This is a genomic window from Serratia sp. DFXYC6, from assembly GCF_057196085.1.
The window spans coordinates 442570-465406 of sequence record NZ_JBXUNV010000003.1; the positions used below are offsets into that span (position 1 = coordinate 442570).

19 protein-coding genes are annotated in these 22837 nt (G+C 60.4%); 18 read left to right on the forward strand and 1 reads right to left on the reverse strand.

The window, feature by feature from the left end; all coding sequences use genetic code 11:
• Nucleotides 1-332 precede the first annotated feature (332 nt).
• The 4 genes from AC2CGQ_RS18375 to cra all read left to right on the forward strand — a co-directional run bounded on the left by AC2CGQ_RS18375 (nucleotide 333) and on the right by cra (nucleotide 5892).
• Nucleotides 333-2141: an AMP-dependent synthetase/ligase gene (locus AC2CGQ_RS18375; protein WP_484593813.1), complete on the forward strand. Its 1809-nt coding sequence runs from the start codon at nucleotides 333-335 to the stop codon at nucleotides 2139-2141.
• 316 nt (nucleotides 2142-2457) lie between these two features.
• A complete protein-coding gene (gene ilvI, locus AC2CGQ_RS18380; protein WP_033641254.1) occupies nucleotides 2458-4176 on the forward strand; it encodes an acetolactate synthase 3 large subunit in 1719 nt (572 codons plus the stop codon).
• A 2-nt stretch (nucleotides 4177-4178) separates the two neighbouring features.
• The gene (gene ilvN, locus AC2CGQ_RS18385) at nucleotides 4179-4670 is read left to right on the forward strand and encodes an acetolactate synthase small subunit (protein ID WP_004932806.1); all 492 of its coding nucleotides are present in this window, start codon (nucleotides 4179-4181) and stop codon (nucleotides 4668-4670) included.
• Nucleotides 4671-4887: 217 nt separating this feature from the next.
• On the forward strand, nucleotides 4888-5892 hold the full coding sequence (cra, locus tag AC2CGQ_RS18390) for a catabolite repressor/activator (protein WP_004932801.1): 1005 nt from the start codon (nucleotides 4888-4890) through the stop codon (nucleotides 5890-5892).
• 37 nt (nucleotides 5893-5929) lie between these two features.
• On the opposite strand, the gene AC2CGQ_RS18395 is transcribed toward cra, so the two are convergent.
• Nucleotides 5930-6370: an L-alanine exporter AlaE gene (locus AC2CGQ_RS18395; protein ID WP_004932798.1), complete on the reverse strand. Its 441-nt coding sequence runs from the start codon at nucleotides 6368-6370 to the stop codon at nucleotides 5930-5932.
• A gap of 862 nt (nucleotides 6371-7232) precedes the next feature.
• Here AC2CGQ_RS18395 and mraZ point away from each other — a divergent pair.
• From mraZ to ftsA, 14 genes are all read left to right on the forward strand, one after another.
• On the forward strand, nucleotides 7233-7691 hold the full coding sequence (gene mraZ / locus AC2CGQ_RS18400; RefSeq protein ID WP_031300396.1) for a division/cell wall cluster transcriptional repressor MraZ: 459 nt from the start codon (nucleotides 7233-7235) through the stop codon (nucleotides 7689-7691).
• Nucleotides 7692-7693: 2 nt separating this feature from the next.
• Complete coding sequence (rsmH, locus tag AC2CGQ_RS18405) at nucleotides 7694-8635, forward strand: 16S rRNA (cytosine(1402)-N(4))-methyltransferase RsmH (protein WP_004932794.1); 942 nt, start codon at nucleotides 7694-7696, stop codon at nucleotides 8633-8635.
• On the forward strand, nucleotides 8632-8952 hold the full coding sequence (gene ftsL, locus AC2CGQ_RS18410; protein ID WP_015376645.1) for a cell division protein FtsL: 321 nt from the start codon (nucleotides 8632-8634) through the stop codon (nucleotides 8950-8952). The genes rsmH and ftsL overlap by 4 nt, the downstream gene beginning before the upstream one ends.
• Nucleotides 8953-8994: 42 nt before the next feature.
• Complete coding sequence (locus AC2CGQ_RS18415; RefSeq protein WP_004932790.1) at nucleotides 8995-10758, forward strand: peptidoglycan glycosyltransferase FtsI; 1764 nt, start codon at nucleotides 8995-8997, stop codon at nucleotides 10756-10758.
• Nucleotides 10745-12232, forward strand: coding sequence for a UDP-N-acetylmuramoyl-L-alanyl-D-glutamate--2,6-diaminopimelate ligase (gene murE, locus AC2CGQ_RS18420; protein ID WP_015376646.1), 1488 nt, complete (start codon nucleotides 10745-10747; stop codon nucleotides 12230-12232). Before AC2CGQ_RS18415 ends, murE begins: the two co-directional genes overlap by 14 nt.
• The gene (gene murF, locus AC2CGQ_RS18425; RefSeq protein WP_049277355.1) at nucleotides 12229-13590 is read left to right on the forward strand and encodes a UDP-N-acetylmuramoyl-tripeptide--D-alanyl-D-alanine ligase; all 1362 of its coding nucleotides are present in this window, start codon (nucleotides 12229-12231) and stop codon (nucleotides 13588-13590) included. The genes murE and murF overlap by 4 nt, the downstream gene beginning before the upstream one ends.
• Nucleotides 13584-14666, forward strand: a complete 1083-nt coding sequence (gene mraY / locus AC2CGQ_RS18430; RefSeq protein WP_004932782.1) for a phospho-N-acetylmuramoyl-pentapeptide-transferase — start codon at nucleotides 13584-13586, stop codon at nucleotides 14664-14666. The genes murF and mraY overlap by 7 nt, the downstream gene beginning before the upstream one ends.
• 2 nt (nucleotides 14667-14668) lie before the next feature.
• Nucleotides 14669-15988 carry a UDP-N-acetylmuramoyl-L-alanine--D-glutamate ligase gene (murD, locus tag AC2CGQ_RS18435; protein ID WP_351005524.1) on the forward strand — a complete coding sequence of 440 codons (1320 nt, stop codon included), beginning with the start codon at nucleotides 14669-14671 and terminating at the stop codon, nucleotides 15986-15988.
• Nucleotides 15985-17187: a cell division protein FtsW gene (ftsW, locus tag AC2CGQ_RS18440; protein WP_004932776.1), complete on the forward strand. Its 1203-nt coding sequence runs from the start codon at nucleotides 15985-15987 to the stop codon at nucleotides 17185-17187. Before murD ends, ftsW begins: the two co-directional genes overlap by 4 nt.
• A gap of 3 nt (nucleotides 17188-17190) precedes the next feature.
• Nucleotides 17191-18255, forward strand: a complete 1065-nt coding sequence (gene murG, locus AC2CGQ_RS18445) for an undecaprenyldiphospho-muramoylpentapeptide beta-N-acetylglucosaminyltransferase (protein WP_004932773.1) — start codon at nucleotides 17191-17193, stop codon at nucleotides 18253-18255.
• Nucleotides 18256-18339: 84 nt separating this feature from the next.
• Nucleotides 18340-19815 (forward strand): UDP-N-acetylmuramate--L-alanine ligase, encoded by a 1476-nt coding sequence (murC, locus tag AC2CGQ_RS18450; RefSeq protein WP_484593814.1) that lies wholly within the window; start codon nucleotides 18340-18342, stop codon nucleotides 19813-19815.
• Nucleotides 19808-20728, forward strand: coding sequence for a D-alanine--D-alanine ligase (locus AC2CGQ_RS18455; protein WP_021505336.1), 921 nt, complete (start codon nucleotides 19808-19810; stop codon nucleotides 20726-20728). Before murC ends, AC2CGQ_RS18455 begins: the two co-directional genes overlap by 8 nt.
• A 1-nt stretch (nucleotide 20729) precedes the next feature.
• Entirely contained in the window at nucleotides 20730-21581 is an 852-nt protein-coding gene (gene ftsQ, locus AC2CGQ_RS18460; protein ID WP_004932761.1) for a cell division protein FtsQ, read from the forward strand.
• Complete coding sequence (gene ftsA, locus AC2CGQ_RS18465; protein WP_004932758.1) at nucleotides 21578-22834, forward strand: cell division protein FtsA; 1257 nt, start codon at nucleotides 21578-21580, stop codon at nucleotides 22832-22834. The genes ftsQ and ftsA overlap by 4 nt, the downstream gene beginning before the upstream one ends.
• The last annotated feature ends 3 nt before the right edge of the window (nucleotides 22835-22837 follow it).

The window sequence follows — 22837 nt, forward strand, 5'->3', positions numbered from 1 at the left end:
GATAAATTTGTTCATTTAGCGAAAACAATTAATATAAATTAATATTCTGATTTTTACTTTCCAGCTGGAATTTTAAACTAACTCGATGTGGCGGCCCGAACGGGCCGCGTTTTATGGCCGCCATCAAACCTTTTCCTTCCCGTTTTGTCCAACCCATGAAAGCGCGAAAGCCGGCCTGAGTTTTGGCTCACACTTCTACGCTGAAATCGCTTTTCCCCCTGCCTGAGAGTAGGTAGACTGCGCGGAAAAAAGTAAACACGTGTAAGCTGAGATGAGGGCCGCAAGGCATCGTTCAGGCTTAACTGTATGATTCATTTCAGGCTTAGAGCACTATGATCACTAATCTGCTGCAATACCATTTGATCCATCGTATACAGCATCAAATCACCCACCGAGCCGATCGCACAGCATTTCGCCAATGGTCGCCCAACGGCGAGTTTCAACTGACCTGGGGAGCGGCGGCTGCCCGCATTGATCGCATTGCCGCCGGGCTGCTGGCGCTGGGCGCCGAAGTGCAAGAACGTATCGGTATCTTCGCCAATAACACGATGGCCTGGTCGTTGACCGATCTCGCGATCCTGCACCTGCGTGGCGTCAGCGTACCGCTCTATTCCACCAATACGCCGGCGCAGGCGGCCTTCGTCATCAACGACGCTGACATTCGCATCCTGTTCGTCGGCGAGCAGGCGCAGCTGGATGCCGCCATCGCACTGCGTGGCGTCTGCCCACAGCTGGGTCATATCATCGTGTTCGACGAGGGCACCGATCTGCGCGGCTGCGAGATCGCACAACACCTGGGCGCCTTCGAGCGCGCTGCCGATCCGGCGGCTTTTGTCGCTCAACGTCGGCAGCGCATTGAAGAGTGCGACCTGCAGGATCTCTTTACCCTGATCTATACCTCGGGCACCACCGGCGAACCGAAAGGGGTAATGCTGGACTACCGCAACCTGGCGGCGCAGCTCTACCTGCATGATGAGAGACTGACGGTCGGCGAAGAGGATGTGTCGCTCAGTTTCCTGCCGCTGTCGCACGTGTTCGAGCGTGCCTGGAGCTTCTTTGTCATGCATTCCGGCGCGCAGAATGTTTTCCTGCCGAACACCGACTGGGTACGGGAAGCGATGGGGCAGGTGCGGCCGACGTTAATGTGCGCGGTACCGCGTTTCTACGAGAAGATTTTCAGCGCGGTGCATGAAAAAGTGGCGCGTGCCCCTTGGTTGCGCCGTGCGCTGTTCCACTGGGCGATCGTCTGCGGGGAGCGCAAGTTCCTGCAAGAGCGGGCCGGCAAACCGTTGGGCAAACTGTTCGAACTCTCTCACCGCTGGGCCGACAAGCTGGTATTGAGCAAGCTGCGCGGCATTCTCGGTGGCCGGGTGCGTTTCTTGCCGGCAGCGGGTGCCAAGCTGGATGACAATGTGATCCTGTTTTTCCAGGCGATGGGCGTCAACATCAAGTACGGCTACGGCATGACCGAAACCTGTGCGACCGTGTCCTGCTGGGAAGAGGGGCATTTCCGCTTCGGCTCTATCGGTAAACCGCTGCCGGAGGTCGAGGTGCGCATCGGTGAAGAAAATGAAATTCAGGTGCGCGGGCCGATCGTGATGCGCGGCTATTTCAACAAACCGTTGGAAACCGCCGCGACCTTTACCGCCGATGGCTGGCTGAAAACCGGCGACGCCGGGGCGATCGATGAAGAGGGCAATCTGTTCATCACCGAGCGCCTGAAAGATTTGATGAAAACCTCCGGCGGCAAATACATAGCGCCGCAGATGCTGGAAGGCACGCTGGCGCAGGACCGCTTTATCGAGCAGGTGGCGATCATCGCCGATGCGCGCAAGTTCGTTTCCGCGCTGATCGTGCCGTGCTTTGAGTCGTTGGAAGAGTACGCGAAGTCAGTCAACCTGAAGTATCAGGATCGCCTGGAGCTGCTGCGCAACGGCGAGATCCTCGCGATGTTCGAAAAGCGTCTGCGCGAGATGCAAAAGGAGCTGGCGCGTTTCGAGCAGGTGAAGAAGTTCACGCTGCTGCCGGCGGCTTTTTCCATGGAGTTGGGGGAGCTGACGCCAACGCTGAAGCTGCGCCGCAAAGTGATCCTGCAGCGCTATCAGCGCGAAATCGACTCGATGTACCAGGAACAGGCCTGACGCCGCCGCCGGGCCATGTGCCCGGCGAAAAAAGCGGCATATCCATCACCTGATTTAGTTCTGTAATTTCCCTCCTGTTCGAAACAATGCCTAGCCCGACAACCCTGAGGCTAGCGCATTGTTTTTATAAAGCTGCGATCTCCAGCCGCTTGGCAATAACCCCGCCACCGTTAAGCCATTTTGCCGTTTGCCTGCCCCAAATTCTGACGTTATGTTAATTCGATAGCGACAACCCATAAAAACTTTGGGGCATTGCCCCGCAGCAGGCGCTACGTTCCGGCGCCAGAGAAGAATAAGCAAGCCTGGAGGCAAACCCATGGAGATGTTGTCAGGAGCCGAGATGGTCGTCCGATCGTTGATCGATCAGGGCGTTAAACATGTATTCGGCTACCCCGGCGGGGCGGTGCTCGATATCTACGACGCCCTGCATACGGTCGGAGGGATCGATCATATTCTGGTGCGCCACGAGCAAGGTGCGGTGCACATGGCCGACGGCTACGCGCGCGCCACCGGCGAAGTGGGCGTGGTGCTGGTGACCTCCGGCCCCGGTGCCACCAATGCCATTACCGGTATTGCCACCGCCTATATGGACTCGATCCCGATGGTCGTCCTGTCGGGGCAGGTGCCCAGCTCGCTGATCGGCTACGACGCCTTCCAGGAGTGCGATATGGTGGGGATTTCTCGGCCGGTGGTGAAACACAGTTTCCTGGTGAAACGTACCGAAGACATCCCGGCGGTGTTGAAGAAGGCCTTTTACCTGGCTTCCAGCGGCCGCCCCGGCCCGGTGGTGATCGATCTGCCGAAAGACATCGTTGGCCCGGCGGTGCGGATGCCTTATGCCTATCCGCAGGACGTGAGCATGCGTTCTTACAACCCGACGGTGCAGGGCCACCGCGGGCAAATCAAACGCGCGTTGCAAACCATCCTGGCGGCCAAAAAGCCGGTGATGTACGTCGGCGGCGGCGCGATCAACGCCGGTTGCGAAGCCGAACTGCTGGCGTTGGCGGAGCAGCTGAACCTGCCGGTGACCAGCAGCCTGATGGGGCTGGGCGCTTTCCCCGGCACCCATCGCCAGAGTGTCGGCATGCTCGGCATGCACGGCACCTATGAAGCCAATAAAACCATGCACCATGCCGACGTGATCTTCGCCGTCGGCGTGCGTTTCGACGATCGTACGACCAACAATCTGGCCAAATACTGCCCGGATGCCACCGTGCTGCACATCGATATCGATCCGACCTCGATCTCCAAAACGGTGGACGCCGATATCCCGATCGTCGGCGATGCCAAACAGGTGCTGGTGCAGATGCTGGAGCTGTTGGCGCAGGATGACAAGGCGCAGGATCACGATGCGCTGCGCGACTGGTGGCAGTCTATCGAACAGTGGCGCGCCCGCGACTGTTTGGGGTACGACAAAAACAGCGGCACCATCAAGCCGCAGGCGGTGATTGAAACCTTGCATCGCCTGACCAAAGGCGACGCCTATGTGACCTCCGACGTGGGGCAGCACCAGATGTTCGCCGCGCTCTATTATCCGTTCGACAAACCGCGCCGTTGGATCAACTCCGGCGGCCTCGGCACCATGGGCTTCGGCCTGCCGGCGGCATTGGGCGTCAAGCTGGCGCTGCCGGAGGAAACCGTGGTGTGCGTGACCGGCGACGGCAGCATTCAGATGAATATTCAGGAGCTGTCCACCGCGCTGCAATATAACCTGCCGGTGGTGGTGGTGAACCTCAACAACCGCTATCTGGGCATGGTCAAGCAGTGGCAGGACATGATTTATTCCGGCCGTCATTCGCAGTCTTACATGGATTCGCTGCCGGACTTCGTCAAGCTGGCCGAGGCTTACGGCCATGTCGGCATCGCCATCCGCACGCCGGATGAGCTGGAAAGCAAGCTGGCGCAGGCGCTGGCGGAAAAAGAGCGGCTGGTGTTCGTCGATGTGACCGTCGATGAAACCGAACATGTCTACCCGATGCAGATCCGCGGCGGAAGCATGGACGAAATGTGGCTTAGCAAAACGGAGAGGACCTGATCATGCGCCGTATTTTATCTGTCTTGCTGGAAAACGAATCCGGCGCCCTGTCGCGCGTGGTGGGGCTGTTCTCCCAGCGCGGTTACAACATCGAGAGCCTGACGGTGGCGCCGACCGACGATCCGACGCTGTCGCGCATGACTATCCAGACCGTCGGCGATGAGAAAGTGCTGGAGCAGATTGAGAAGCAGTTGCACAAGCTGGTGGACGTGCTGCGCGTCAGCGAACTGGTGCAGGGCGCCCACGTCGAGCGCGAGATCATGCTGGTGAAGCTGCAGGCCAGCGGCTACGGCCGTGAAGAGGTGAAGCGCTGCGCCGACATTTTCCGCGGCCAGATCGTCGATGTGACGGCGACGCTGTATACGGTGCAGCTGGCCGGCACCAGCGACAAGCTCGACGCCTTCCTGAGCGCGGTGCGTGAAGTGGCGGAGATCGTGGAAGTGGCGCGTTCCGGCGTGGTCGGCGTGTCGCGCGGCGACAAAATCATGCGCTGAGCGCGGTTTGGCGGCGAATAATCGGGGCGCGGCGTGGCTGCGCCCTTTGTTTTTCGGTATTTTTTGCCCGATTGCTGGCACCTTTCGGCAAAAGCGGTTGCTAGGTAGTGTTTTCTGCTGTTAGATCGCAGAGGCTGGATTGAATAACCGTACGGGATGCCATGGTTAATCCGAGCACAGCCTTCACTTCTATTTTCAGCGTCATTAAGGGGTTAATGTGAAACTGGATGAAATCGCGCGTCTCGCGGGCGTTTCGCGCACGACGGCCAGTTATGTCATCAACGGCAAGGCGAAGCAGTATCGTGTCAGCGATAAAACCGTCGAGAAAGTGATGGCCGTGGTCAGGGAGCATAACTATCACCCGAATGCCGTCGCGGCGGGGCTGCGCGCCGGGCGCACCCGTTCTATCGGCCTGGTGATCCCGGATCTGGAAAATACCAGCTATACCCGCATCGCCAACTACCTGGAGCGCCAGGCGCGCCAGCGGGGTTACCAATTGCTGATCGCCTGTTCCGAAGATCAGCCGGACAACGAAATGCGCTGCATTGAGCACCTGCTGCAGCGCCAGGTGGATGCCATTATCGTCTCCACCGCCTTGCCGCCGGAACATCCTTTCTATCAACGCTGGGCCAACGATCCGCTGCCGATCATCGCGCTGGACCGCGCGCTGGATCGCGAGCATTTCATCAGCGTTGTGGGCGCCGATCAGGAAGATGCCTTTGCGTTGGCGCAGGAGCTGCGCACCTTCCCGGCTGAATCGGTGCTGTATCTGGGCGCCTTGCCGGAGCTTTCGGTGAGCTTCCTGCGTGAGCAGGGCTTCCGTCAGGCCTGGCAAGAGGATCCCCGCCACGTCGATTACCTGTACGCCAACAGCTATGAACGCGAAGCCGCCGGCGCGTTGTTTGCCGAATGGCTGAAAACGCACCCGATGCCGCAGGCGCTGTTTACCACGTCGTTCTCTTTATTGCAGGGCGTGATGGACGTGACGCTGAAGCAACGCGGCCGCTTGCCGACCGATCTGGCGATTGCCACCTTCGGCGATCATGAACTGTTGGATTTCCTGGAGTGCCCGGTATTGGCGGTAGCGCAGCGCCATCGCGACGTGGCCGAGCGCGTGCTGGAGCTGGTGCTGGCCAGCCTGGACGAACCGCGTAAACCCAAGCCGGGGCTGACGCGCATTCGCCGCAATCTGTTCCGCCGCGGCAGCCTGAGCCGCAAGTAGTTTGCCTGACAGAGGCCCGCGTTGGCGGGCTCCTGGTTTAGACGTAGTCCGCCACCCGGAACAGCCGCCGGCAGTATTCCAGGAAATAGCCATACACCACGCCCATCGCCATGGAGACCAGCGCATTGCTGGTTACCGCCGCCAGCATTTGTTGGCCGTCGGCGCCTACGCTCCATAGAATGGCGGCATAAACCGGCGACTGGAAGCTGACGTAGGCCAGCAGATCGGCGAGGTTGCGCAGCAGGAACTGGCCGCGCGGGCAGCGGCGCGCCGTGCGGATAAACAGATCGCGATAGCGGCCGTAAGGCCAGGCGATCAGGATGTTGACCGGGATCGACAACAGGCGTGAAGAGAGGGATTGCTGGAAGCTCATGCCTGAGATCAACACTTCTATCGCCATGCCGGCGATAAAGCAATACACCACCAGTGCGAACGTATCGGCAGCGGCGCTACGCCAGTGAGTCGCGGGCGAAAGCATGTGTCACCCCTTATAGTTAAAATTCTGTTAAATCATTCATTGTTGGATGTTAAGGCTGGTTTTTTGCCTTTTTTATAGTGTACTAATCTGGATTGTGTTTTTTAACTAGGTTTATATTTTTATTTTTAACATTTGTTCGCTTTTTGTCCCGCAGAACAGGGGCGTAGGATGGGGCGGAGAGATTAAAATCGGCGTTTTTAAATAAATCGATTAAAAACATAAGGTTGCGATTTTTCGTTTTTGAAGAGGATTTTTTCCGGCAAAAATTGTGGAAATAAAGGTGTAAGAAAATGAAACCATAATTGTAAACAGGTATTTTGGGAATAATCTTACCAAGTTGATTTGAATCGAAATTACTTCTGCTCGTAATATCCGAGCCATTTATTTTTATCGCGGCCTCATCACGGCGGTGCAAATTGAAGTAAAATAGCGCCCGGTTTTACGGTGAATAACGATTGAGCGTTATTAACTCAAGGAGTTATGGCCTTATTCCGCGATCGGTTCGCCTGGCGCCGAGCCTTGGCGGGCGCGGCTCGCCAGCGGTTACAGCCCTGAGATTGCCGAGCTGAAAAATGAGACATGGCTTGCAGAAGGAAGTAATGAGTTAATTAATCGCCAGTTCGTCAGGTTTTTAATCAGATTCTTTCCGCTTAGAAAATTCTCTCCGTTTATCATGGTGTTAATTTTTAATCGTCGAATAATCAGAGTTTCTTTCGCGAGTCAGCTCCCAAAATGACCAGAGAAATATTGCCAAAGCGCTGGCGCTCTGGCTTGACAAGGTTTTCATACCCTCCGTAAACTCCATTGTGTGGGAATTTGTGGGGTAAAGTGGTGAAAACGGTCACTAAGGGGTAGCTCAGGAATGTTCCGTGGAGCGACGATGGTCAACCTCGACAGCAAAGGGCGGCTCGCCGTACCTACCCGATATCGGGAATTGCTCAACGAGGAATCGCAAGGCCAAATGGTCTGTACCATTGACCTCCATCAGCCCTGTCTGCTGCTTTATCCTTTGCCCGAATGGGAAATTATTGAACAAAAATTATCACGTCTGTCGAGCATGAATCCCGCCGAGCGCCGCGTTCAGCGCCTGCTGTTGGGGCATGCCAGTGAGTGTCAGATGGATAGTGCCGGTCGTTTGCTGTTAGCCAGTACGCTGCGGCAACACGCCGGGCTCACGAAAGAAGTGATGCTGGTCGGTCAGTTCAACAAGTTTGAACTGTGGGATGAACAGACCTGGTATCAACAAGTCAAGGATGATATTGACGCTGAACAGTCGGCTCAGGAACCGTTGTCTGAGCGGCTACAGGACTTGTCGCTATAAGCATGTTGGAAAACTATAAACACACCACCGTCCTGCTGGACGAAGCCGTCAATGGCCTCAACATCCGCAGTAACGGCATATATATCGACGGTACTTTTGGTCGCGGTGGCCATTCTCGTCTGATTCTGTCCCAGCTGGGGCCGGAAGGGCGTTTGCTGGCGATTGACCGTGACCCTCAGGCGATTGCAGCCGCCAAATCTATTGAAGATCCTCGTTTTACCATCGTACACGGCCCATTTTCCGAGTTGTCGCACTATGTGCGGGAGCGCGAGCTGGTGGGCAAGATCGACGGCGTTCTGCTCGATCTGGGCGTTTCCTCGCCGCAGCTTGACGACGCGGAGCGCGGGTTCTCCTTTATGCGCGATGGCCCGCTGGACATGCGCATGGATCCGTCCACCGGCCTGTCCGCCGCGGAATGGCTGATGAAGGCCGAAGCGGACGACATCGCCTGGGTGCTGAAAACCTTTGGCGAGGAGCGTTTCGCCAAGCGCATCGCGCGCGCCATCGTGGAAAGAAACCGCGTGGAGCCGATGACGCGCACCAAAGAGCTGGCGGATCTGATCGCCGATGCCAGTCCGTTCCGGGAAAAGCACAAGCACCCGGCGACGCGCAGCTTCCAGGCGATCCGCATCTATATCAACAGCGAGCTGGAAGAGATCGAGCGTGCGCTCGACGGCGCGCTGGAAGTGCTGGCCCCGCAGGGCCGTTTGTCGATCATCAGCTTCCACTCGCTGGAAGACCGCATCGTCAAACGTTTTATGCGTCACCACAGCCGCGGCGCCCAGGTGCCGGCCGGCATTCCGTTGACCGAAGAGCAGCTGCGCGGCATGGGCGGCCGGACGCTGAAAGCGCTGGGCAAAATGATGCCGTCGGAAGCGGAAGTGGCGGACAACCCGCGTGCGCGCAGCTCGGTGCTGCGTATTGCTGAGAGGATGCCCGCGTGATTGGCAACGAACGTCACGGCCTGGTCGGGGTGATTGGCGGCGATCTGCTGCGCAACGCCAAGATCCCCCTGATTTTACTGATTGCGTCACTGGTCTCCGCGATTTTCGTGGTGACTACCGCGCACCGCACCCGCCTGCTGACCGCCGAGCGTGAACAGCTGGTTCTGGAGCGCGATGCGCTGGATATCGAGTGGCGCAACCTGATTTTAGAAGAGAACGCCCTCGGCGATCACAGCCGGGTTGAACGTATCGCGACAGAAAAACTGCAGATGCAACACGTTGATCCATCGCAGGAAAATATCATCGTTAAACAATGAATGGTTTAACCGGAATAATGACACGGAGTAGAAAGGAAACGCATGAAAGCAGCGCGCCCCGGTAAGTTGAGACGCCAGGAAGATCAGGCCAGCTTTGTCAGCTGGCGTTTTGCGTTGCTGTGCGGCTGCATTTTGCTGGCGATGGTTGGCCTGATGTTGCGCGTCGCGTACCTGCAGGTCATCAACCCCGATCGTCTGGTGAAAGAAGGCGACATGCGTTCGCTGCGCGTGCAGGAAGTGCCGACCGCGCGCGGCATGATCAGCGATCGCGCCGGCCGTCCGTTGGCGGTCAGCGTGCCGGTCAATGCGGTGTGGGCCGATCCGAAAGAGCTGAACGAGCGCGGCGGCATCACGCTGGACAGCCGTTGGAAAGCGCTTTCCGATGCGCTGAACATCCCGCTGGACCAACTCTCCAACCGCATCAACGCCAACCCGAAAGGGCGCTTCGTTTATCTGGCGCGCCAGGTTAACCCGGCGATCGGCGACTACATCCACAAACTCAAGCTGCCGGGGATCTACCTGCGGCAGGAGTCGCGCCGTTACTATCCGGCGGGGCAGGTGACGTCGCACATCATCGGCGTGACCAACATCGACGGGCAAGGCATCGAAGGCGTCGAGAAGAGCTTCGACCGCTGGCTGACCGGGCAACCGGGCGAGAGAACGGTGCGTAAGGATCGTTTCGGCCGGGTGATCGAAGACATCTCCTCCGTCGACAGCCAGGCGGCGCACAACCTGGTGCTGAGCGTCGATGAGCGCCTGCAGGCGCTGGTGTATCGCGAGCTGAACAACGCCGTGGCGTTCAACAAGGCCGAATCGGGCACTGCGGTGCTGATCGACGTGAACACCGGCGAAGTGCTGGCGATGGCCAACAGCCCGTCTTACAACCCGAACAACATGGCCGGTACGCCGAAAGAAACCATGCGTAACCGTGCTATCACCGATATTTTTGAACCTGGTTCAACCGTGAAGCCAATGGTGGTGATGACCGCGCTGCAAAACGGCGTGGTGAGAGAAAACAGCGTGCTGAACACCATCCCGTATCGCATTCAGGGCCACGAGATCAAAGACGTGGCGCGGTACTCGGAGCTGTCATTGACCGGGATCTTGCAGAAGTCGAGTAACGTCGGTGTTTCAAAGCTGGCGTTAGCGATGCCGTCCTCAGCGTTAGTAGATACTTACTCTCGCTTTGGGCTGGGAAAAGCGACCAATTTGGGGCTGGTCGGAGAAAGCAGTGGCATATACCCAAAAAAACAACGGTGGTCTGACATAGAGAGGGCCACCTTCTCTTTCGGCTACGGGCTGATGGTAACTCCGTTACAGTTGGCGCGAGTCTATGCAACGATCGGCAGCCTGGGCGTGTATCGCCCATTGTCGATCACCAAGGTTGACCCTCCGGTCGCCGGCGAGCGCGTTTTCCCTGAACCTCTGGTGCGCACCGTAGTGCACATGATGGAAAGCGTGGCCTTGCCGGGCGGCGGCGGCGTAAAAGCCGCCATCAAGGGATACCGTATCGCCATCAAAACCGGTACCGCGAAAAAAGTGGGCCCGGACGGCAAATACGTCAACCGATACATCGCTTATACCGCCGGCGTCGCGCCGGCAAGTAACCCCCGTTTTGCCCTGGTGGTCGTCATCAACGACCCGCAGGGTGGGAAATACTATGGTGGCGCAATCTCCGCGCCGGTGTTCGGCGCCATCATGGGCGGCGTATTGCGCACCATGAACGTCGAGCCTGACGCATTGCCCACCGGTGACAAAAGCGAATTAGTGATTAACAAGAAAGAGGGTTCAGGTGGCAGATCGTAATTTGCGCGACTTACTCGCCCCGTGGGTGCCGACGGCACCCGGGCGCGCGCTGCGGGAAATGACATTAGACAGCCGTGTGGCGGCTGCCGGGGATCTGTTTGTCGCCGTGGTCGGCCATCAAACGGATGGGCGCCGCTATATTCCGCAGGCCATCGCGCAGGGCGTCGCCGCTGTGATCGCCGAGGCTGACGGTCAGGCCGAAGACGGCGCCATCGTTGAGATGCACGGCGTGCCGGTGATCTACCTGAGCCAACTGAACCAGCGCCTTTCCGCGCTGGCCGGGCGTTTTTACCATCAGCCGGGCGAGCGCTTGCGCCTGGTCGGCGTGACCGGCACCAACGGCAAAACCACCACCACGCAGCTGCTGGCGCAGTGGAGCCAACTGCTGGGCGAAACCAGCGCGGTGATGGGCACCGTCGGCAACGGCCTGCTGGGCCAGGTGTGTCCGACCGAGAATACCACCGGTTCTGCGGTGGATGTTCAACACGTATTAAACGAGTTGGCGGAACAGGGCGCGACCTTCGCCGCCATGGAAGTTTCTTCCCACGGTTTGGTGCAACACCGGGTAGCGGCGCTGCCGTTCGCTGCGGCGGTCTTCACCAACCTGAGTCGCGATCACCTGGATTACCACGGTGATATGGCCAATTACGAAGCGGCCAAATGGTCGCTGTTCGCCGCCCACAACGTGGGGCAGGCGATCATCAACGCCGACGATGAAGTCGGTCAGCGCTGGCTCGGCAAATTGCCGGATGCGGTAGCGGTGACGATGCAGGACAACCTGCAGCCGGGCTGCCACGGCCGCTGGCTGAAAACCACGGCGGTCGACTATCACGACAACGGCGCGACTGTTCGTTTCAGCTCCAGCTGGGGCGACGGCGAGATCGAAAGCCGCCTGATGGGCGCGTTCAACGTCAGCAATCTGCTGTTGGCATTGGCGACGCTGCTGTCGTTGGGCTACCCGCTGGAGGCGCTGGTGGAAACCGGCAGCCGTCTGCAGCCGGTCTGCGGCCGCATGGAAGTGTTTAACGCGCCGGGCAAACCGACGGTAGTGGTGGATTACGCCCATACGCCGGATGCGCTGGAGAAAGCGCTGGAAGCCGCGCGTCTGCACTGCCAGGGGCAGCTGTGGTGTGTGTTCGGCTGCGGCGGCGATCGCGACAAGGGCAAGCGTCCGCTGATGGGCGGCATCGCCGAGCAGTTCGCCGATCGCGTGGTGATCACCGATGACAACCCGCGCACCGAAGAGCCGCGCGCGATTATCAACGACATCCTGACCGGATTGCTGGACGCCGGGCAGGCGCTGGTGATCCACGGCCGCGCCGAAGCGGTGACCAGCGCCATCATGCAGGCGCAGGAGCAGGATGTGGTGCTGGTGGCGGGCAAAGGCCACGAAGATTATCAGCTGGTGGGCAACCGCCGCCTGGATTACTCCGACCGCACGACGGTCGCCCGACTGCTGGGGGTGCTGGCATGATCCCTGTCTCTCTTCAGACACTGGCTGAGGTATTGAGCGCTGAACTGGTGGGCGCCGATTGCCAAATTGTCGAGGTGACGACAGACACCCGCAAGGTGACCGCCGGTTGCCTGTTTGTGGCGCTGAAAGGCGAGCGTTTCGACGCGCACGACTTCGCGGCGGATGCCGTAGCCGCAGGCGCCGGGGCACTGCTGGTCAGTAAGCGCTTATCAGTGGACGCGCCGCAGCTGGTGGTGCAAGACACCCGTCTGGCGCTGGGCCAGCTTGGCGCCTGGGTGCGTCAACAGGTGCCGGCGCGCGTGGTAGCGCTGACCGGTTCCTCGGGCAAGACATCGGTGAAAGAAATGACCGCCGCCATTCTGCGTGAATGCGGCGAAGTGCTGTATACCGCCGGCAACTTCAATAACGACATCGGCGTGCCGCTGACGCTGTTGCGTCTGGAGCCGCAGCATGATTTTGCCGTGATAGAGCTGGGCGCTAACCACATTGGCGAAATTGCTTACACCACCGCATTGACGCGTCCGCAGACCGCTTTGGTGAACAACCTGGCGGCCGCGCACCTGGAAGGCTTCGGCTCGCTGGCCGGCGTCGCCCAGGCGAAAGGTGAAATCTTTACCGGCCTGCCGGCCGACGGCGTGGCGATCATCAACGCCGATAACAACGACTGGCCGCACTGGCAGAGCATGCTGGGCGGCAAAACCGTCTGGCGCTTCTCGCCACAGGCCGCCGAAGGCGTGGACTTCTTCGCGGACGACGTGCGGGTGAACGGCGCAGGCACGCAGTTTACGCTGCACAGCCCGTTCGGCAGCGCCGAGATCGCACTGCCGCTGCCGGGGCGCCACAACGTGGCCAACGCGCTGGCGGCCACGGCGCTGGCGATGTCGGTAGGCGCCACCCTGGAAGCGGTGCGTCAGGGGTTAAAACAATTGCAGGCGGTGCCGGGACGTTTGTTCCCGGTGGCGCTGGCCGAAAGCAAGCTGCTGCTGGACGACAGCTACAACGCCAACGTCGGGTCGATGACCGCGGCGGCGCAGGTGCTGGCGGAGATGCCGGGCTACCGCGTGATGGTGGTCGGCGATATGGCCGAGCTGGGCGCAGAAGCGGAAGAGTGCCACCGTCAGGTGGGCGAAGCCGCCCGTCTGGCCGGGGTCGACAAAGTGATCAGCGTCGGCGGGTTGAGCCGCGTGCTGAGCGAAGCCTCCGGCAACGGCGAACATTATCAGGACAAGACAGCAGTGATCGCGCGCGTGGCGGAATTACTGTCGGAACATGCGGTCATCACCGTGTTAATCAAAGGTTCACGTAGTGCCGCAATGGAGCAGGTAGTACGCGCGTTACAGGAGAAAGCACCATGTTAGTTTGGCTGGCCGAGCATTTGGTCAAATATTACTCAGGCTTCAACGTCTTTTCTTATCTGACGTTCCGAGCCATTGTCAGCCTGCTGACCGCGCTGTTCCTGTCGCTGTGGATGGGCCCGCGGGTGATCAAGCGCCTGCAAGAAATGTCCTTCGGTCAGGTGGTGCGCAACGACGGCCCCGAGTCACACTTCAGCAAGCGCGGCACGCCGACCATGGGCGGCATCATGATCCTGACCTCCATCACCATTTCGGTGCTGATGTGGGCTTACCCGTCCAACCCGTATGTCTGGTGCGTGCTGTTTGTGCTGGTGGGTTACGGCATCGTCGGTTTCGTCGACGACTACCGCAAGGTGGTGCGTAAGGACACCAAAGGACTGATCGCCCGCTGGAAGTATTTCTGGCAGTCGGTGATTGCGCTGATTGTCGCATTCGCCATGTACGCCGTAGGAAAAGACACGCCAGCCACCGAGCTGGTTGTGCCGTTCTTTAAGGACGTGATGCCGCAGCTGGGCCTGCTGTACATCCTGCTGGCCTATTTCGTCATCGTCGGCACCAGCAACGCGGTCAACCTGACCGACGGCCTGGACGGCCTGGCGATTATGCCGACGGTATTCGTGGCGGCCGGTTTCGCGCTGGTGGCCTGGGCGACCGGTAACATGAACTTCGCCAACTACCTGCATATTCCGTATCTGCGTCATGCCGGTGAGTTGGTGATTGTCTGCACCGCCATCGTCGGCGCCGGCCTCGGGTTCCTGTGGTTCAACACCTACCCGGCTCAGGTGTTTATGGGCGACGTCGGTTCGCTGGCGCTGGGCGGCGCGCTGGGCACCATCGCGGTGCTGCTGCGCCAGGAGTTCTTGTTGGTGATCATGGGCGGCGTGTTCGTGGTAGAGACGCTGTCGGTGATCCTGCAGGTGGGATCGTTCAAGCTGCGCGGACAACGCATTTTCCGCATGGCGCCGATTCACCACCACTATGAATTGAAAGGCTGGCCGGAGCCGCGCGTGATCGTGCGCTTCTGGATCATTTCGCTGATGCTAGTGCTGATTGGCCTGGCAACGCTGAAGGTGCGTTAATCATGGCAGACTATCAGGGTAGAAAAGTCGTCATCATCGGGTTGGGCCTCACCGGCCTGTCCTGTGTCGATTTCTTCATGGCGCGCGGCGTGACGCCGCGCGTGATGGATACCCGTATCGCGCCGCCAGGGTTGGACAAACTGCCTGAAAGCGTGGAGCGCCATTTGGGCGATTTGAATCAGGACTGGCTGCTGGCGGCGGATCTGATCGTCGCCAGTCCGGGCATCGCGTTGGCGACCCCGGCATTGAGCGCCGCAGCGGACGCCGGCGTGGAAATCGTCGGCGACGTCGAACTGTTCTGCCGCGAGGCGCAGGCGCCGATCGTGGCGATCACCGGCTCCAACGGCAAGAGCACCGTCACCACCCTGGTGGGCGAAATGGCGAAAGCCGCCGGTTGGGCGGTGGGCGTAGGCGGCAATATCGGCCTGCCGGCGCTGAGCCTGCTGCGCCAGGAATGTCAGCTTTACGTGCTGGAGCTGTCCAGCTTCCAGTTGGAAACGACGTATAGCCTGCGAGCGGCGGCGGCGACCATCCTGAACGTGACCGAAGATCATATGGATCGTTATCCATTTGGCCTGCAGCAGTATCGCGGCGCCAAGCTGCGCGTGTATGAAAACGCTGCGGTGTGCGTGGTGAACGCGGACGATGCGCTGACCATGCCGGTGCGCGGCGCCGACGAACGCTGCGTCAGCTTCGGGGCGGACGTGGGCGACTATCACCTGAACCGTCAGCAGGGCGAAACCTGGCTGCGGGTGCGCGGTGAGAAGGTGCTGAATACGCGCGAGATGAAGCTGACCGGCCGCCACAACTACACCAACGCCCTGGCGGCGCTGGCGTTGGCGGATGCGGTCAATATCCCGCGTGCCTCCAGCCTGAAGGCGTTGACCACCTTCACCGGCCTGGCGCACCGCTTCCAGCTGGCCTGGGAGAACAACGGCGTGCGTTGGATCAACGATTCCAAAGCCACCAACGTCGGCAGCACCGAAGCGGCGCTGAACGGCCTGCAGGTGGACGGCACGCTGCATCTGCTGCTGGGCGGCGACGGCAAGTCCGCCGATTTCTCGCCGCTGGCGCGCTATCTGCAGGGCGACAACGTGCGTCTGTACTGCTTTGGCCGCGACGGCGCCCAGCTGGCGCAGCTGCGGCCGGAAGTGGCGACGCTGACCGAGACCATGGAGCAGGCGATGCGCACCATCGCCGGCCGCGTACAGCCCGGCGATATGGTGCTGTTGTCGCCGGCCTGCGCCAGTCTCGATCAGTTCCGTAATTTTGAAGTGCGCGGCGATGAGTTCGCCCGCCTGGCGCAGGAGCTTGGCGGATGAAACTACGCTTGCCGAACTTCGGGCTGACAGAGCGGATGAAAGACTGGGTGACCGGCGCGCGTGACAACGACGCGGTCAACATGGTGCTGTACGATCGCACCCTGCTGTGGCTGACCTTCGGGTTGGCGATCATCGGCTTCGTGATGGTGACTTCGGCGTCGATGCCGATCGGCCAGCGCCTGGCGGACGATCCGTTCCTGTTCGCCAAGCGTGATGCGTTGTACCTCGGCCTGGCGTTCGGCCTGTCGCTGGTGACGCTGCGCATCCCGATGGAAGTTTGGCAGCGCTACAGCAACGTGATGCTGCTGATGTCGATCGTGATGCTGCTGATCGTCCTGGTGGTGGGGAGCTCGGTAAACGGGGCCTCGCGCTGGATCGCGCTCGGCCCGCTGCGTATTCAGCCGGCGGAGCTGTCCAAGCTGTCGCTGTTCTGCTATCTGGCGAGCTATCTGGTGCGCAAGGTGGAAGAGGTGCGCAGCAACTTCTGGGGCTTCTGCAAGCCGATGGGCGTGATGGTGGTGCTGGCGGTGCTGCTGCTGGCGCAGCCGGACCTCGGCACCGTGGTGGTGCTGTTCATCACCACGCTGGCGATGCTGTTCCTGGCCGGCGCGAAAATGTGGCAGTTCCTGGCGATCATCGGCTCCGGCGTGTTCGCCGTGGTGCTGCTGATTATCGCGGAACCCTACCGTATGCGCCGCGTGACCTCGTTCTGGAACCCGTGGGCCGACCCGTTCGGCAGCGGCTACCAGCTGACCCAGTCGCTGATGGCATTCGGTCGCGGCGAGTTCTGGGGGCAGGGGCTCGGCAACTCGGTGCAGAAACTGGAGTATTTGCCGGAAGCGCACACCGACTTCATCTTCTCCATTTTGGGTGAAGAACTGGGCTATATCGGTGTGGTTTTAGCCCTGTTAATGGTATTCTTCGTCGCTTTTCGCGCGATGTCCATCGGGCGCCGCGCGTTGGAGATCGACCAACGCTTCTCCGGCTTCCTGGCCTGCGCGATCGGCGTGTGGTTCAGCTTCCAGGCGCTGGTTAACGTCGGCGCCGCCGCAGGCATGCTGCCGACCAAAGGTCTGACGCTGCCGCTGATCAGTTACGGCGGCTCGAGCTTGCTGATTATGTCGACGGCGATCGTGCTGTTGCTGCGAATTGATTATGAAACGCGCCTGACCAAGGCTCAGGCGTTTGTGAAGAGGTAAGGGATGAGCGGGAAACCTAAGCGTTTAATGGTGATGGCAGGCGGTACCGGCGGGCACGTGTTCCCGGGGCTGGCGGTCGCGCATCATCTGATGGCGCAGGGCTGGCAGGTGCGCTGGCTCGGAACCGCAGACCGAATGGAAGCCGATCTGGTGCCGAAGCACGGGATCGAGATTGATTTTATCCGCATCTCCGGCCTGCGCGGCAAGGGCCTGAAGGCCCAGTTGACGGCGCCGCTGCGGATCTGGCAGGCAGTGCGGCAGGCGAAAGCCATCATGCGCAGTTATCAGCCGGATGTGGTGCTGGGGATGGGGGGCTACGTTTCCGGCCCCGGCGGCCTGGCGGCCTGGCAGTGTGGCATCCCGGTGGTGCTGCACGAACAGAACGGCATTGCCGGCTTGACCAACCGCTGGCTGGCGCGCATCGCCGCCAAAGTGATGCAGGCCTTCCCCGGCGCGTTCCCGAACGCCGAGGTGGTGGGCAACCCGGTGCGCACCGACGTGTTGGCGCTGCCGTTGCCGGCGGAGCGGTTGCAGGGGCGCGAAGGCCCGATCCGCGTGCTGGTGATTGGCGGAAGTCAGGGCGCGCGCGTGCTGAATCAGACAGTTCCTGAAGTCGCGGCGCGTTTGGGCGATAGAATTACGCTCTGGCATCAGGTTGGCAAGGGCGCGCTGGAAACGGTGCTGCGCGATTACGAAAGGGTAGGGCAGACGCAGCACAAGGTGACCGAGTTCATCGACGACATGGCCGCCGCCTATGCCTGGGCCGACGTGGTGGTCTGCCGCTCCGGCGCGTTGACCGTCAGCGAAATCGCGGCGGCGGGGCTGCCGGCGATTTTCGTGCCGTTCATGCACAAGGACCGCCAGCAGTACTGGAATGCGCGTCCGCTGGAAGAAGCCGGCGCGGCGAAGATTATCGAACAGCCGCAGTTCAACGCCGATGTGGTGGCCGAACTGCTGGCGAGCTGGGATCGCAAGACGCTGCTGGCCATGGCCGAGAAAGCGCGCGCGGTCGCCATTCCGGACGCCACCGAGCGCGTGGCGGCGGAGCTGGTGCGGCTCGCCAAGTAACGAGTGCAGGGGTTCGGTGCGCCGAACCTGAATAAAAGCAATGTGATGTAGGGCCGGGGTACCGGATCCGGATTAGAGAGAGTGATGAATACACAACAACTGGCGAAACTACGTACTATCGTGCCCGAGATGCGTCGCGTCCGGCACATTCACTTTGTCGGCATCGGTGGCGCCGGCATGGGTGGTATCGCCGAAGTGTTGGCAAACGAAGGGTATCAGATCAGCGGCTCCGACCTGGCGCCGAATCCGGTGACCCAACAGCTGAGCGCGCTCGGAGCGACGATTTATTTCAATCACCGTCCGGAAAACGTGCTGGATGCGAGCGTGGTGGTGGTCTCTACCGCCATCTCCGCCGACAACCCGGAGATCGTCGCCGCTCGTGAAGCGCGCATCCCGGTGATCCGCCGCGCTGAAATGCTGGCGGAGCTGATGCGTTTTCGTCACGGCATCGCTATTGCCGGCACGCACGGCAAAACCACCACCACGGCGATGGTCTCGAGCATTTATGCCGAAGCCCGCCTGGACCCGACCTTCGTCAACGGCGGGCTGGTGAAGGCGGCGGGTACCCACGCACGACTGGGGTCCAGCCGTTATCTGATCGCGGAAGCGGATGAGAGCGATGCGTCGTTCCTGCATCTGCAGCCGATGGTGGCCGTGGTCACCAACATTGAAGCCGACCACATGGACACGTACCAGGGCGACTTCGAGAACCTGAAGCAGACGTTTATCAATTTCTTGCACAACCTGCCGTTCTACGGCCGTGCGGTGATGTGCATTGACGATCCGGTGGTGCGTGAGCTGTTGCCGCGCGTGGGGCGCCATATCACCACCTACGGCTTCAGTGAGGATGCCGATGTGCGCATCGAAGACTACCGGCAGATTGGGCCGCAGGGGCACTTTACCCTGAGCCGTCAGGGCAAACCGTTGCTGACGGTGACGCTGAACGCGCCGGGCCGCCACAATGCGTTGAACGCAGCGGCGGCGGTGGCGGTAGCGACCGAAGAAGGCATCGACGACGAAGATATCCTGCGCGCGCTGGCGGGCTTCCAGGGCACCGGGCGCCGCTTCGATTTCCTCGGCGAGTTCCCGCTGGAACCAGTCAACGGCAAAGCGGGCAGCGCGATGCTGGTGGACGATTACGGCCACCATCCGACCGAGGTGGACGCCACGCTGAAAGCGGCGCGCGCCGGCTGGCCGGACAAGCGTCTGGTGATGATCTTCCAGCCGCACCGTTATACGCGCACCCGCGATCTGTACGACGATTTCGCCAACGTGCTGTCGCAGGTGGATGTGCTGCTGATGCTTGACGTGTACGCCGCCGGCGAAGCGCCGATCCCGGGCGCGGACAGCCGTTCGCTGTGCCGCACCATCCGCAGCCGCGGCAAGCTGGATCCGATCCTGGTTTCCGATGCCGATAGCGTGCCGGAAACCCTGGCGCAGCTGCTGCAGGATGAAGACCTGGTGCTGGTGCAAGGCGCCGGCAACGTGGGCAAAATCGCCCGTAAACTGGCCGAGCTGAAGCTGCAGCCGCCGAAGAAAGAGGAGGAGCACCATGGCTGATAAAGTTGCAGTTCTGCTGGGCGGCACCTCCGCCGAACGCGAAGTTTCTCTGCAATCCGGCGCCGCGGTGCTGGCCGGGTTGCGCGAAGCCGGTATCGATGCGCACGGCGTCGACACCCGCGATTTCCCGGTGACCCAGCTGAAAGATCAAGGGTTCACCAAAGTGTTTATCGCGCTGCACGGCCGCGGCGGCGAGGACGGCACCCTGCAGGGGCTGCTGGAGTTCCTCGAGCTGCCTTATACCGGCAGCGGCGTAATGGCCTCGGCGCTGACCATGGACAAATGGCGCACCAAGATGGTGTGGCAGTCGATGGGCTTGCCGGTAGCGCCTTACGTGGCGCTGAATCGCCAGCTGTACCTCGGCGCCGAAAAAGCGGCGCTGCTGGCGCGCGTGGCGGATCTCGGTTTGCCGCTGATCGTCAAGCCGAGCCGCGAAGGCTCCAGCGTCGGCATGAGCAAGGTCACCGAAAGCGCGGCGTTGGCAGCGGCATTGGAAGAGGCCTTCCGCCATGACGACGACGTGCTGGTGGAGAAGTGGCTGAGCGGCCCGGAATACACCGTAGCGATGCTGGGCGACCAGGTTCTGCCATCGATCCGCATCCAGCCGGCCGGCGTGTTTTATGACTACCAGGCCAAGTACATTTCGGACGATACGCAGTACTTCTGCCCGAGCGGTTTGAGCGCCGAGCAGGAAGCTGAGATGGCGGCGTTGGCGCTGCGCGCCTACCGCGGTCTGGACTGCAGCGGCTGGGGCCGCGTCGACGTGATGCAAGACAGCGATGGTCGCTTCTATCTGCTTGAGGTGAACACCTCTCCGGGCATGACCAGTCATAGCCTGGTGCCGATGGCGGCGCGCCAGTTTGGATTAAGCTTCTCGCAGTTGGTGGCGAGAATTTTGGAGTTGGCCGACTGATATGTCGCAAGCTGCCCTGAATGCGCGCGATCGCGAGGTGGATAACGGCCCGCGCCGCAGCAATGGAACCCAGTTGGCGGGAATGATTTTCCTGCTGATGGTGTTGGGAACGGTCGTGTGGAGCGGTTGGGCGGTGCTTGGCTGGATGAAAGACGCCAGCCGCCTGCCGCTCTCAAGGCTGGTGGTGACCGGCGAACGCCATTACACCACCAACGATGATATTCGTCAGGCGATCCTGGCGCTGGGCGCACCCGGCACCTTTATGACGCAGGATGTGGACGTCATCCAGCAGCAGATCGAACGTCTGCCGTGGATCAAGCAGGCCAGCGTGCGCAAACAATGGCCGGATGAGCTGAAGATCCATCTGGTGGAGTACGTCCCGGTGGCGCGCTGGAACGATTTGCACATGGTGGACGCCGAGGGCAAAGCGTTCAGCGTACCGGCGGAGCGGGCGGGCAAGCAGAAGTTGCCGCTGCTCTACGGGCCGGAAGGGAGCGAGCAGGATGTGCTGGAAGGCTATCGGGCGATGAGCGCCACGTTGGCGGCCAGCAAATATACGCTGAAAATGGCGGCGATGACCGCGCGCCATTCCTGGCAGCTGGCGCTGGACAACGATGTCCGGCTTGAGCTGGGGCGCGATGACCGCAACGGGCGTTTGCAGCGGTTTATCGAGCTTTACCCGGTATTGCAGCAGCAGGGCCAGGCGGAGAGCAAGCGTGTCAGCTATGTCGATCTGCGCTACGAGTCCGGCGCTTCGGTAGGGTGGGCTCCGGTGTTGGTCGATCCGCAGGCGCTTGGCGGTCAGCAAAACAGTAATCAGCAACAGAATCAGGCACAGGCAAAACAACAATGATCAAGTCGACGGACAGAAAACTGGTAGTTGGACTGGAGATCGGTACTGCAAAAGTCTCCGCGTTGGTAGGGGAAGTTCTGCCCGATGGCATGGTCAACATTATCGGGGTGGGCAGCTGCCCGTCTCGCGGTATGGATAAGGGTGGCGTAAACGACCTGGAATCGGTGGTGAAGTGCGTACAGCGCGCCATCGATCAGGCCGAGCTGATGGCGGACTGCCAGATCTCTTCGGTGTACCTGGCGCTGTCGGGCAAACACATCAGCTGCCAGAACGAAATCGGCATGGTGCCGATCTCGGAAGAGGAAGTGACGCAGGACGACGTGGAGAATGTGGTGCACACCGCCAAATCGGTGCGCGTGCGCGACGAACACCGTATCCTGCACGTGATTCCTCAGGAATACGCCATCGATTATCAGGAAGGCATCAAAAACCCGGTTGGGCTGTCCGGCGTGCGCATGCAGGCCAAGGTGCATCTGATTACCTGCCATAACGATATGGCGAAGAACATCGTCAAGGCCGTGGAACGTTGCGGCCTGAAAGTTGACCAACTTATTTTCGCCGGTCTGGCCGCGAGCTACGCGGTGCTGACCGAAGATGAACGCGAACTCGGCGTTTGCGTGGTGGATATCGGCGGCGGCACCATGGATATGGCGGTGTATACCGGCGGTGCGCTGCGCCACACCAAAGTGATCCCTTATGCCGGGAACGTGGTCACCAGCGATATCGCCTACGCCTTCGGCACGCCGCCGACCGATGCGGAAGCGATTAAAGTTCGACACGGTTGTGCGCTTGGGTCGATTGTTAGCAAGGATGAGAATGTAGAGGTGCCTAGCGTCGGGGGACGTCCTCCGCGCAGTCTGCAAAGACAGACGCTGGCTGAAGTCATTGAGCCACGCTACACCGAACTGTTGAATCTGGTTAACGATGAAATTTTGCAATTGCAGGAGCAACTGCGTCAGCAAGGGGTGAAGCATCATCTGGCGGCAGGTATCGTGCTGACCGGTGGCGCCGCCCAGATTGATGGCCTGGCAGCCTGTGCGCAACGGGTGTTCCACACTCAGGTACGCATCGGCCAACCCTTGAACATCACGGGTCTGACGGATTATGCGCAGGAGCCTTACTACTCGACGGCGGTAGGTCTGCTGCACTATGGAAAAGAGTCTCACCTGAGCGGTGAGACAGAAGTAGAAAAACGCGCCTCGGTGGGCAATTGGTTTAAACGCATCAATAGCTGGCTGAGAAAAGAGTTTTAATGT